The organism is Candidatus Planktophila sp. (assembly GCF_040402315.1).
Taxonomy (GTDB): Bacteria; Actinomycetota; Actinomycetes; order Nanopelagicales; family Nanopelagicaceae; genus Planktophila.
The window spans coordinates 1-11404 of sequence record NZ_JBBAMU010000005.1; the positions used below are offsets into that span (position 1 = coordinate 1).

An 11404-nucleotide genomic window follows, 5' to 3' on the forward strand; every position below is an offset into this window, starting at 1 on the left:
TATTTCGCACTGTTTATACGCGCTAAGTGCGTAGCCTTAGCCAGGTGTATGGCCTCGAAAATCAGTTCTGGATGGGTGGACGACTCGCGACCCAATTAGAAGAAATCAGCAACAATCCTTCGGTATTAGCCGATGGAAACTTCTGGGCCATCGTTATTACATTTGAAGGCGAAGCGACCTTTGCCCGGTTTGCAACCGTGGAAGATGCGCAATTTCCACTATCGCAATGGGATGAGATTGCTACGCCGTGGCGCTCATCGTGTGATCGAGATGGTTATATCGCTTATGTCGATGCGATCAGAGAAGAGATTGCAGCCGGTGGCGTCTATCAGGTTAATGCCTGTTATGAATTAATTAATCAGCTAGCGCAGCCGAGCGACTCACTGGCCGGGCTCTTCTCGCAATTGATCAGTAAGAACCCAGCACCTTATGCGCAATACCTGCACTTGCCGGAGATAGAGATTGCTTCTGCTTCTCCGGAAAGACTTCTCTCCCGCCGTGGCCAAGAAATCACCACATCTCCCATTAAGGGCACGATTCGTTCTGATGAGCAAACATTTGGGGAAAAAGATAAAGCTGAGAATCTGATGATTGTGGATCTGATGCGCAATGACTTTGGCAGGATCTGTGAATCAGGAAGTGTTGCTGTCACTGAACTCTTTCGCACCGAAAAACATCCTGGCCTGCGTCATTTAGTTTCAGATGTAACCGGAACTCTCACTGGGCAGTTGAAATGGTCGCAAATCTTTGATGCGCTAGCACCGGCAGGCTCAATAAGTGGAGCGCCAAAGAGTGCGGCGCTACGTATTATCAACACCCATGAGGAGGTTAGGCGCGGGCCATATTGTGGCGCCATCGGGTGGGTGCAGGGAGATCGGGCAGAGATTGCAGTTGGGATCAGAACTTTCTGGAGAACGAAGAAGGATGTACTGCGTTTTGGAACTGGTGCCGGAATCACATGGGCAAGTGATGCTGGCGCCGAGTGGGAAGAGACTCGGCTTAAAGCAAGACACTTGTTAAACATTGCTGGGGGAGAGATTCAGTGACGATAGAAGTTGATGCTTATGGCTTTCCTCGCACTTCTGGAATCTTTGAGACCATAAAGACGGTTGAAGGAAAACCGATTGCCCTGGCACGACATATGCGCCGTGCTATCACTTCGGCTGCAGAACTGGGCATCACCCTTCCCGATGAAGAAAGTATTAGGGCAAGACTCTCTCTTATATTGAGTACAGAAAAATTTCCAGTGGGCCGCTTGCGGTTGTGCTTTGCAGATGACCTCTTCCATCTAAGCCATGATGAATATGAGGAGCTCACGGCGCCAAGCAATCTCAATTTCTATAGCGAGACAGTTCTTGGCTTAATCCATAAGAAGTTTCCTTACGATGATCGCTTCGCCATCCTTAAGTCAGCGCGTGATGAGGGATTCGATGATTGCATCCTCTTTAACGCTAAGAATGAGATTACCGAGAGCGCGGTCTCCAATCTGGTGTTGCGTATCGATGGCGCGTGGGTCACACCACCCATTACAGCGGGGGTATTGCCCGGGATTGTGCGAGCAGTGGCGATCGAGGAGTGTGGCGTGAGTGTGCGCCCGACTCATATCTCGGAGGTGCCCGAGATTAAATCAGGCTTTCTACTTTCAAGTCTGCGTATTGCTCAGCCCATCGCCTTCATCGGTGATATGAAATTAGAGATCGGTGAATCATCACGTGAACTCGAGGCCCTCATTCGCGCTCACTTACAACCAGTTTCGGTAGGCTAACGCCCATGTCACTGATCAACGTCGTCGTGGATGGCCAATCGCGGTCTATTGAAGGCGACCAGCGGCCGACACAAATATTTGCTGAGAATAGAGAGATCGTTCTTTGCACCGTAAATGGCGTGCTCAAAGATCTCTGGAGCGACTTAGCCGAGGGCGATGTAGTGACATCCGTGTCAATCTCTTCACCGGAGGGTCTGGCAGTCCTTCGACATTCAACCGCCCACGTGATGGCACAAGCTGTGCAGCAGGTATTTGCCGATACGAAACTGGGAATAGGTCCGCCCATCACAGATGGTTTCTATTATGACTTTGATCCGAAGAACCCATTTAATCCCGATGATCTGGAGAAGATCGAAAGTGCGATGCGCAAGATCGTTAAAGACGGTCAGCGCTTTAAGCGTCGCATCACCACAGAATCTGATGCCCTCAAAGAGCTTTCTCATGAGCCATATAAGTGCGAACTTATTGGTCTTAAAGGTGGTGCCACCGATGAGACAAGTGTGGAAGTGGGAGGCCCTGAGCTAACGATTTATGACAACTTAGGTCGTGATGGCCAACCTGTTTGGTCTGATCTCTGCCGGGGTCCGCACCTACCTTCAACAAAACATATTCCAGCATTCAAATTGATGCGAAGTGCGGCTGCTTACTGGCGAGGTTCGGAGAAGAATCCGATGTTGCAACGCATTTACGGAACTGCCTGGCCTTCGCAAGATGAACTCAATGCCTATTTGGAATTACTTGCGGAGGCGGAAAAGCGTGATCATCGACGCCTCGGACAAGAGTTGGATCTCTTCTCATTCCCGGAAGAGATTGGCTCAGGACTTGCAGTCTTTCACCCGAAAGGCGGAATCATTCGTCGGGCGATGGAAGATTATTCGCGCAAGCGCCATGAGGAGGAAGAGTATGAATTTGTCTACTCACCACATTTAACTAAAGCGGCGCTCTTTGAAAAATCTGGCCATCTTGATTGGTACTCCGAAGGAATGTATCCACCAATGATCATGGATGAAGAGCTCCATGCTGATGGAACTATTAAGCGTGCTGGACAGCAGTACTACATGAAGCCGATGAACTGCCCCTTCCACAATCTGATCTTTCAATCTCGTCAGCGCTCTTATCGTGAACTACCACTTCGACTCTTTGAATTCGGTACGGTCTATCGTTATGAAAAATCTGGCGTATTACACGGCATCACTCGTGCCCGCGGCTTTACCCAAGATGATGCCCATATTTACTGCACCAAAGAGCAGATGGCTGGCGAACTCGATTCACTTCTGACTTTCGTGCTCAACCTACTTCGTGATTATGGACTAGCAGATTTCTATCTCGAACTATCTACACGTAATTCTGAAAAATCCGTGGGAGAAGATTCAGATTGGAATGCGGCAACTGAAGCGCTGCGCGAAGCTGCGGTCAAGCAAGGCCTGGAACTAGTTCTGGATGAAGGTGGAGCAGCGTTTTATGGGCCAAAGATTTCAGTGCAGGCTAAGGATGCAATAGGTCGCACCTGGCAGATGTCTACCATTCAAGTTGATTTCCAATTACCACAGCGATTCGACCTTGAATTTGCTGCAGCCGATGGCAGTAAGCAACGTCCAGTGATGATTCACCGCGCACTCTTTGGTTCAATTGAACGATTCTTTGGTGTTCTCACCGAACACTATTCCGGTGCTTTCCCACCATGGTTGGCACCTGTGCAGGTAACGGGTATTCCTGTTGCCGATGCCTTTAACGATCACTTGGTGAAAGTTGTGAAAGAGATGAAGGCTGCTGGTATTCGCGCAGATATTGATCTCTCGGATGATCGCATGCAGAAGAAGGTGCGCAATGCCCAGATGCAGAAGATTCCGTACATGCTCATCGCTGGCGAGGAAGATGTAAAATCAAATGCGGTCTCCTTTAGATATCGCAATGGCGATCAGAAGAATGGCGTCCCTATTGCAGATGCGATTGCCGAGATTTTGGCAACGATTGCCGAACGTCGTCAGGTTTAGCGGTGAGTGATATTGATGGTGTTGGCATGCCCGATGGTTGGCAACGGCTATGGGCTCCCCATCGTCTGGAGTATCTACGGGGTGAAAATCGCCCGCTAGATGGAAATGACGTTGAGTGCCCATTCTGCAGAATTCTTACTCTCAGCGATGAAGAAGGTTTGATTGTTTACCGAGGCGTGAGCGCCTACGTTGTGATGAATCTCTATCCCTATAACCCCGGACATCTCTTGGTCTGTGCCAATCGCCACGTCGCAGATCTCACTGAACTCACCATCGAAGAGCGCCATGAAATTACAGATATCAGTTCGCATGCAATGACAACCTTGCGCAAAGTCTCAAAGGCTGATGGATTTAATTTAGGAATGAATCAAGGTGCGATATCAGGAGCCGGTGTGGCAGCGCATATCCATCAACACATAGTTCCTCGCTGGTCAGGTGATGCTAATTTCATGCCGATTATTGGAAAGACGAAGGTTATGCCCCAGCTACTTACTATTACTCGAGATGAGTTAGCTGCTGCTTGGTAGGGACTTGATGTAGTCGTGCACGATATCGATCCCGATTCCGTTGGTGAGATTGATAGGAATTGCAGGAAAGAGAATGCCAGCAGCGAATGCGCCATCATCCATCTCTTGCATCTGTTCCAAGAACTCTTCCCTGAACTGTTTGACCAACTCTTCATGTTCCGGGTCACAGACGCGAGCTGTTGGGGGAGTTATCGAGTAATCAATGATGTGTAAATCATCAAGGCGTATGAGCGCCGCCGGTGATCCATCATCATGATGAAGAACCAGATATGGCGTGACTAATTGATCAAAGACTCGATTTGCGACCATGACGGCATCTTCAAAATCTAACTCTTGCCCATCGAGTCCATTGACAAGAACAAGACGTGGAATCTGGATTTCATCTAGGGCTGCCCAGAGCCCAATAGTTTCTGCATCTATACCGGCAGCGGGATTAATGACGAATATCGCAAGGTCAGATTCGTGTTCAGGCGAGGAGGAGATGCTTCCGCCGAATTCAGAGGCAATTGCCTGCGGGGCCCCAGAGACGTGGCCGTATACGTGGATTCGTTTGGTTGCTTCGGAACTAGGAGAAGGCATGAGGGAAAGCCTACGATGGTCCTGATGATAAGTAGCGCACTGAAACCTGCGGTCACCAGATTAATAAATCCGTTGGCCAGAACCGCCCTGCGTTTGGGCCTTACTCCGAATTCAGTAACAGTTTTAGGTGCGCTAGGTCTCATTATTTCGGCAGCATATTTCTATAGTAGAGAAGAATATTTTGTTGGCACTCTCGTGATTACAGCCTTCGCCTTGAGTGATCTCTTTGATGGTGCGATGGCTCGAATTTCAGATAAGGGCGCAACGGCCTGGGGTGGATTCCTGGATTCAACGATTGATCGCGTGACCGATAGCGCAATAGTGATAAGCCTGGCACTACCACTGATTCGAAATGAAGATGTGCTGGCATATCCGGCAGTTGTTGCGCTGGTAACTGGCGTGCTCATCCCTTACATCCGAGCAAAGGCAGAGAGTTTCAATATCGCCTGCAGCGTGGGAATCACAGAGCGCACCGAACGATTGATCATTATTCTGGTCGCAGCTGGTTTTCATGGGTTAGGTGTTCCATATATTTTGGCAATCGGAATCTGGACACTTGCAATTCTAGGATTGGTAACGGTATTTCAGCGGCTACAGGTGGTCCGTAAAGGTCTTGCAGATTCGTGATAGCCAAAGTCACAGCGCTGGCATATTTTGCCGGTTGGAGAATAGTTCGAGTCCTTCCACATAAGTGGGCCTACGGGCTATTTGAAAAACTTGCTTACTATTTGGTGAAGAAGAATGGCAAGAGTGTTCAGCGGCTTCGCAGCAATTTAAGCCGCATCAAAGCTGACTTAAGCGCCGCAGAATTGGAGGAGTTGGTCCGGAAAGCGATGAGTTCCTATCTTCGCTATTGGTGTGACACATTCCGAATTCAAGATTGGTCGACATCGCAAATACAAGACTCGGTCACCCTCACTCGTGGCGAGTTACTCCTTGATCCCATGCGTGAAGGAAGGGGAGTCGTCATTGCGCTGCCGCACTCCGGTAATTGGGATCACGCCGGTGCCTACTTCTGCTCACTTGGAATACCGCTGGTCACAGTTGCCGAAAGGCTAAAGCCAGAAGCACTCTTCCAGCGGTTCTTGCGATTTCGCCAAGCTATGGGATTTGAGGTCCTATCTATTGATTCGCGTTCCTTTGCCACGCTGATCAAACGTGCTCGTGAGAAGCGGTTGATTGCACTTGTTGCAGATAGAGATCTTTCGGCTTCGGGTGTGGATGTGAACTTCTTTGGCTTTCCGGCACGGATGCCGGCAGGTCCTGCCCTGCTAGCAATCAAGACCGGAATACCGCTAGTAGTAGCCCACGTTTCATATAAGCAAGGCGGAATTCAGATTGAGTTCACAACTGTAGATGTGGCAGTAGATGGAAGTGAGTCCGAACGTGTTGCGCAGACAACGCAGCGCATGGCGAGCCTTTTTGAAAAAGGGATAGCCGCACACCCGCAGGATTGGCATATGCTGCAAAGAATCTGGACCGATGGCGATTTCAAGGAGCATAGGTAATGCCGTTAGCTAAGAAACGTATTGGAATTGTCTGCCCGTATGGGTGGGATACACCTGGAGGAGTTAAGAGCCATATCGGTGATTTGGCTGAATACCTGATTGCGCAAGGTAACACAGTTTCTGTCTTGGCCCCATCTGCTAGTGATGAGAATTTGCCTCCCTATGTCACTAGTGCCGGTCGCCCGATATCGATTGCCTATAACGGAGCGGTAGCTCGTTTACTTTTCGGCCCGGTCGCCTTTAGTCGGGTGAAGAGCTGGATAGCTGAAGGAAACTTCGATGTCTTACACCTTCATGAACCAGCAATTCCATCCATTTCACTTCTTGCTTGTTGGGCTGCAGAAGGACCCATGGTGGGAACTTTTCACGCAGCCTCTTCTCGAAAGAAGATTGCCTTTGCAATAACTCCATTTGTGGAGCCGGTGGTAGAAAAACTCAATGCACGTATTGCTGTCAGTGAGGCTGCACGCGAGACGCTACAGATACATCTTGATACAGATGCCATGGTTGTTCCCAATGGCATCTATGCCGGGCGCTTTGCAGATGCAACGATAGATGCGAGATGGTCGGGAAACACCATCGGTTTTATTGGTCGCTTTGAAGAGTATCGAAAAGGTCTTTCCGTGCTGATTGAGGCGTTGCCACAAATCTTGAGTCGGATCCCGGATGTTCGCATTCTCATTGCAGGACCGGGAGATCCGGAGACCTTCCTGGAAAAACTTGAACCCCATCTTCGAAATAGGTTCACATTCCTAGGAACCATTTCAGAGTCAGATAAAGCTAACTTCATGGCATCTGTGGGAATTTATGTCGCACCCAATACTGGGGGCGAATCCTTCGGAATCATCTTGGCCGAAGCACTTGCTGCTGGCGCCGCTGTACTTGCTAGTGACATTCCAGCATTTGAGTCCCTACTGGGTGGCGGGGAGTATGGAACTCTCTTCGAATCCGAAAATGCCTCCGATTTAGCAGAGAAGGCGATTGCTTTACTGCAAGATCCAGTGCATCGAAGTGCGATAGCTAAGAAAGGCCATGACTACGCGCAGAGTTTTGACTGGGACGTTGTTGCTGAGAGAATTTATGATGTGTATGAAATGGCGATGGTGGGTGGCAGAGGAGTAACACTAGCTTCCGATAATCGTGCTTGGAACAGATTGTTAGGTCGCAGCAATGAATAACTTTCTACTAGCCTTTTTCATTCTCTCCATTTTTGCTTGGTATCTATCATTTCTGGCGACGCGCCTAAATCGGTTACATCACCGCGTTGAAACAAGTTGGGCTAATCTCGACGGATTACTACAACGCAGAGCAGCTGTTGCTATTGAGATAGCTCGCTCTGAGATCTCTGATCCAGCAGCATCACTTCTTCTGACATTTGCCGCCCACCAAGCACGTGAAGCGACGGTGCGAGATCGCTCTCAAGCAGAGACTGGCCTGACTGGCGCACTAGGAATTCTGATTGAGAATTCAGCCGACACCCAAAATCCTTTGGAGCAAGAGCTCTTACTTGAACTTAAAGATCTGACAGCCAAGATCAAGGTGGCCATAGCCATGCACGTTGAAGCTGTGACAAGAACACAGATGGTGCGCAAGAAGCTTTTTATTCGTGTATTTCGGTTAGCAGGTTCAGCGCCAGAGCCTGTAACTTATGAATTTGAAGGCGATGTTTTTTAAGCGCATAACCGCGGTAATTTTCGTGGTTGCAGCAGGTGGTGTGTTGTTGACCTCCGTCGTTTCACCTGATGCAATTTTCCAGGCGAGAATTCCGTTTGCCGCCACTCCGCCCGAGAATTCAATCAGTGGGCGAGCTGGCGTAGATGCGCCGGTGCTGGTTGTGAAGATTGACGACACAGCTATGGCGCATCCACAGATCGGTTTAGAGGATGCAGATTTGATTTACATCGAGCAGGTGGAGGGTGGCTCCACACGTCTTGCCGCTGTCTTTTCTTCAAAGGTCCCCACACGTATTGGACCGGTTCGGTCGGCGCGCATTTCAGATATTGAACTTCTTGCCCAGTATGGTCGCGTTGGCTTCGCCTATAGTGGAGCTCAAAGCAAGATGCTACCGATTATTGCTGCGGCTAACCTTCACGATTTAGGAGCTCAGAAAAACTCGCGAACAATCTTCACAACGGATCCGACTCGCACGCAGCCATATGCGATGGTGCTGCGCGCAGACCTATTGCTGGAACTTGCAAAGGGCAGAGGCTTGGAGTTCGCGCAATCTAAGAGCATGGGTTGGAAGTTTGGGAAAGTGATTGAGGAAGGTGTAGCAATTACATTTGCCCAGGTTTCCTGGCCAGCTAGTTCCTATGATGTGCATTGGTCTAAGAAAGAGAATCGTTGGCTTTTAGATTTTCGAAAGGAGCCGAACATCACAGAAGCTGGGACTCGGCTTGGCGCTTCCACATTTGTTATTCAAATAGTTTCAATTACGGATTCAATTTATAAGGATAAAAATGGCGGAATCACTCCGCGTTCAGCCACTGTCGGAAGTGGCGCTGGTTACATCTTGCGAAATGGCAAATCTATTAAGGCCACCTGGAGCCGACCTACTGCCGAAGAGGGAACTCGCTGGTTGAGCATGAGCGGTGAAGAGATCACCTTTGAAAAGGGGCAGATTTGGGTGGCCCTGACAGATAGGCAACCTGCTTTCACTCTTGCTCCCGCGGATGCGGTATCGGTAACTCCAAAGTAGACTCTTTTCCTGCACACAATGTGCTAAACGAGGAGCTTAAATAAATGTCTGAAACAACTGGCACCGCACGCGTTAAACGTGGAATGGCTGAAATGCTTAAGGGCGGCACCATCATGGATGTTGTCAACGTTGAGCAAGCCAGGATTGCCGAAGATGCCGGTGCATGTGCAGTGATGGCGCTAGAGCGCGTGCCAGCAGATATCCGTGCACAAGGTGGCGTAGCGCGCATGTCAGATCCGGACATGATCGAAGCGATTCAAGCAGCTGTCTCGATTCCTGTGATGGCCAAGGTTCGCATTGGCCATTTCGTGGAAGCCCAAATTATTGAAAGTCTCGGTGTTGATTACATCGATGAGTCTGAAGTTCTGACACCGGCTGACTACACAAACCATATTGATAAATGGAACTTCAAGATTCCGTTCGTCTGTGGCGCAACCAACTTAGGTGAAGCACTTCGTCGTATTAACGAAGGTGCCGCCATGATCCGTTCAAAGGGTGAAGCCGGAACCGGCGATGTTTCAAATGCGATGATGCACATGCGCACAATTGGCGCCGAAATCCGGCGACTTTCATCTCTTCGTGAAGATGAACTCTATGTCGCAGCTAAAGAGTTACAGGCACCATATGCACTGGTCAAAGAGGTTGCTGAAACTGGAAAACTTCCGGTTGTTCTCTTTACAGCAGGCGGAATCGCTACGCCAGCAGATGCTGCACTCATGATGCAGATGGGCGCCGATGGCGTTTTCGTTGGATCTGGAATTTTCAAATCAGGAAATCCAGCACAACGCGCCGCAGCCTGTGTGAAAGCAACTACTTACTATCAGGATGCAAAGGTGCTTGCCGAAGTTTCCCGCGGTCTGGGCGAGGCAATGGTTGGCATTAATGTTGCAGATATTCCGGTGCCACATCGTTTAGCAGAACGTGGTTGGTAGTTAACGCTATTTTATGAAAGTTGGCGTGCTAGCTCTACAGGGAGATTTTCGCGAGCACATTCTTGCCACAACGCAATGTGGCTACGAGGCGATCGAAGTCAGGCGCTTATCTGAATTAGAAAGCATTGATGCGCTAATTTTGCCTGGCGGAGAGTCCACCACCATTGTTCATCTGGCCAAGACTTTCGAATTATTTGATCCCATCCGAAAATGCATTGCCGATGGACTTCCAGTGTATGGATCGTGTGCCGGAATGATTCTTGTTGCCGATCGCATCCTTGATGGCGCAAAAGGGCAAGAGACATTTGGCGGATTAGATATCACTGTTCGCCGAAATGCCTTTGGTAGGCAGGTAGATTCATTTGAATCAGAGCTGACCTTTAATGGCAAGGCGATGAACGCGGTCTTTATCAGAGCGCCTTGGGTAGAGCAGTTTGGTCCTGGGGTTCAGGTTCTGGCAGAGACTGTCGGGCACGCGGTTGCGGTGCGTGAGGGCAAAGTTCTAGCTACAAGTTTCCACCCGGAATTGACGAGTAACCTGGAAATACATCGCTACTTCTTTGAAGAGATGTGTAAAGGGCGATAAAGTTCGGACATTAGGGGCGTAAGTAATCGCCTCATGAAAACTGATTGAGGTGTTGACGATGTCAGGCCATTCCAAATGGGCGACGACCAAGCATAAGAAAGCGATTATCGATAGCCGTCGCGCTAAAAACTTTGCGAAACTAATTAAGGCTATTGAAGTGGCATCGCGTAATGGCGGTCCTGAAGTAGAGGGAAACCCAACTCTCTTTGATGCAATTGCTAAGGCGAAGAAGAATTCAATGCCGGCAGATAATATTGAAAGAGCAGTCAAACGTGGCGCGGGCCTGGAATCTGGTGGCGCCGATTGGCAAATTATTATGTATGAGGGCTATGGACCAAATGGTGTTGCGCTCATGATCGAATGTTTATCTGATAATCGTAATCGCGCAGCATCTGAAGTGCGTGTTGCTGTGACGCGAAATGGTGGCAGCATGGCTGATCCGGGATCTGTGGCATATCTTTTTAATCGCAAGGGCGTCATCATCGTCAGCAAGGTCGGCGGTGTAACCGAAGATTCGATTCTGGAAGCAGCACTTGATGCTGGGGTTGAAGATGTGAACGACTTAGGTGAATCATTTGAAGTCGTGTGTGAAGCCAGCGATCTCGTAGCAGCTAGAACCGCGCTTCAAAGTGCTGGAATTGATTATGAATCAGCAGATTCTTCATTCCTGCCTTCCATGCAGATTCCACTCGATGCCGAAGGAGCCACCAAGGTCTTTGAACTTATTGATGCGATTGAGGAGTTAGATGATGTGCAGAATGTCTACTCTAATTTCGATGTCTCAGATGAAGTCCTGGCGAGCCTTTCTTAAGTCG

13 protein-coding genes are annotated in these 11404 nt (G+C 49.3%); 12 read left to right on the forward strand and 1 reads right to left on the reverse strand.

Going from position 1 to position 11404, the window contains the following annotated elements; translation table 11 throughout:
• Positions 1–44 precede the first annotated feature (44 nt).
• The 4 genes from AC9UEP_RS01730 to AC9UEP_RS01745 are packed head-to-tail and all read left to right on the forward strand — an operon-like array spanning position 45 to position 4286.
• On the forward strand, positions 45–1046 hold the full coding sequence (locus AC9UEP_RS01730; RefSeq protein WP_509543456.1) for a chorismate-binding protein: 1002 nt from the start codon (positions 45–47) through the stop codon (positions 1044–1046).
• Entirely contained in the window at positions 1043–1765 is a 723-nt protein-coding gene (locus AC9UEP_RS01735) for an aminotransferase class IV (RefSeq protein ID WP_509543458.1), read from the forward strand. The genes AC9UEP_RS01730 and AC9UEP_RS01735 overlap by 4 nt, the downstream gene beginning before the upstream one ends.
• A 5-nt stretch (positions 1766–1770) precedes the next feature.
• The gene (thrS, locus tag AC9UEP_RS01740; protein ID WP_509543460.1) at positions 1771–3759 is read left to right on the forward strand and encodes a threonine--tRNA ligase; all 1989 of its coding nucleotides are present in this window, start codon (positions 1771–1773) and stop codon (positions 3757–3759) included.
• A gap of 26 nt (positions 3760–3785) precedes the next feature.
• A complete protein-coding gene (locus AC9UEP_RS01745) occupies positions 3786–4286 on the forward strand; it encodes an HIT family protein (protein ID WP_509543565.1) in 501 nt (166 codons plus the stop codon).
• Here the strand turns inward: AC9UEP_RS01745 and AC9UEP_RS01750 are convergent.
• Positions 4269–4865, reverse strand: a complete 597-nt coding sequence (locus tag AC9UEP_RS01750) for a P-loop NTPase family protein (RefSeq protein WP_509543462.1) — start codon at positions 4863–4865, stop codon at positions 4269–4271. The two genes, AC9UEP_RS01745 and AC9UEP_RS01750, sit on opposite strands and share 18 nt — an antisense overlap.
• A gap of 15 nt (positions 4866–4880) precedes the next feature.
• Between AC9UEP_RS01750 and pgsA the strand changes: the two genes are divergently transcribed.
• Genes pgsA through AC9UEP_RS01790 form a run of 8 tightly spaced genes read left to right on the forward strand, consistent with a single transcriptional unit; the run spans position 4881 to position 11400 of the window.
• Positions 4881–5492: a phosphatidylinositol phosphate synthase gene (pgsA, locus tag AC9UEP_RS01755; protein WP_509543464.1), complete on the forward strand. Its 612-nt coding sequence runs from the start codon at positions 4881–4883 to the stop codon at positions 5490–5492.
• Positions 5489–6373 carry a phosphatidylinositol mannoside acyltransferase gene (locus AC9UEP_RS01760; protein ID WP_509543466.1) on the forward strand — a complete coding sequence of 295 codons (885 nt, stop codon included), beginning with the start codon at positions 5489–5491 and terminating at the stop codon, positions 6371–6373. The genes pgsA and AC9UEP_RS01760 overlap by 4 nt, the downstream gene beginning before the upstream one ends.
• Positions 6373–7551, forward strand: coding sequence for a glycosyltransferase family 4 protein (locus AC9UEP_RS01765; RefSeq protein ID WP_509543468.1), 1179 nt, complete (start codon positions 6373–6375; stop codon positions 7549–7551). Before AC9UEP_RS01760 ends, AC9UEP_RS01765 begins: the two co-directional genes overlap by 1 nt.
• Entirely contained in the window at positions 7544–8047 is a 504-nt protein-coding gene (locus AC9UEP_RS01770; protein ID WP_509543470.1) for a LemA family protein, read from the forward strand. The genes AC9UEP_RS01765 and AC9UEP_RS01770 overlap by 8 nt, the downstream gene beginning before the upstream one ends.
• Positions 8037–9071 carry a DUF3048 domain-containing protein gene (locus AC9UEP_RS01775; RefSeq protein WP_509543567.1) on the forward strand — a complete coding sequence of 345 codons (1035 nt, stop codon included), beginning with the start codon at positions 8037–8039 and terminating at the stop codon, positions 9069–9071. The genes AC9UEP_RS01770 and AC9UEP_RS01775 overlap by 11 nt, the downstream gene beginning before the upstream one ends.
• A 44-nt stretch (positions 9072–9115) precedes the next feature.
• On the forward strand, positions 9116–10003 hold the full coding sequence (gene pdxS, locus AC9UEP_RS01780; protein ID WP_509543471.1) for a pyridoxal 5'-phosphate synthase lyase subunit PdxS: 888 nt from the start codon (positions 9116–9118) through the stop codon (positions 10001–10003).
• A gap of 13 nt (positions 10004–10016) precedes the next feature.
• Positions 10017–10589, forward strand: coding sequence for a pyridoxal 5'-phosphate synthase glutaminase subunit PdxT (pdxT, locus tag AC9UEP_RS01785; RefSeq protein WP_509543473.1), 573 nt, complete (start codon positions 10017–10019; stop codon positions 10587–10589).
• Positions 10590–10647: 58 nt separating this feature from the next.
• A complete protein-coding gene (locus tag AC9UEP_RS01790) occupies positions 10648–11400 on the forward strand; it encodes a YebC/PmpR family DNA-binding transcriptional regulator (RefSeq protein ID WP_509543475.1) in 753 nt (250 codons plus the stop codon).
• Positions 11401–11404: the final 4 nt, after the last annotated feature.

Bases quoted from the DNA above. Each gene is read 5' to 3' on its own strand.
- AC9UEP_RS01745 (WP_509543565.1), top strand. From the start codon at position 3,786: ATGCCCGATGGTTGGCAACGGCTATGGGCTCCCCATCGTCTGGAGTAT.
- AC9UEP_RS01775 (WP_509543567.1), top strand. From the start codon at position 8,037: ATGTTTTTTAAGCGCATAACCGCGGTAATTTTCGTGGTTGCAGCAGGT.
- pgsA (WP_509543464.1), top strand. From the start codon at position 4,881: ATGGTCCTGATGATAAGTAGCGCACTGAAACCTGCGGTCACCAGATTA.
- AC9UEP_RS01790 (WP_509543475.1), top strand. From the start codon at position 10,648: ATGTCAGGCCATTCCAAATGGGCGACGACCAAGCATAAGAAAGCGATT.
- thrS (WP_509543460.1), top strand. From the start codon at position 1,771: ATGTCACTGATCAACGTCGTCGTGGATGGCCAATCGCGGTCTATTGAA.
- AC9UEP_RS01770 (WP_509543470.1), top strand. From the start codon at position 7,544: ATGAATAACTTTCTACTAGCCTTTTTCATTCTCTCCATTTTTGCTTGG.
- pdxS (WP_509543471.1), top strand. From the start codon at position 9,116: ATGTCTGAAACAACTGGCACCGCACGCGTTAAACGTGGAATGGCTGAA.
- pdxT (WP_509543473.1), top strand. From the start codon at position 10,017: ATGAAAGTTGGCGTGCTAGCTCTACAGGGAGATTTTCGCGAGCACATT.
- AC9UEP_RS01750 (WP_509543462.1), bottom strand. From the start codon at position 4,865: ATGCCTTCTCCTAGTTCCGAAGCAACCAAACGAATCCACGTATACGGC.
- AC9UEP_RS01765 (WP_509543468.1), top strand. From the start codon at position 6,373: ATGCCGTTAGCTAAGAAACGTATTGGAATTGTCTGCCCGTATGGGTGG.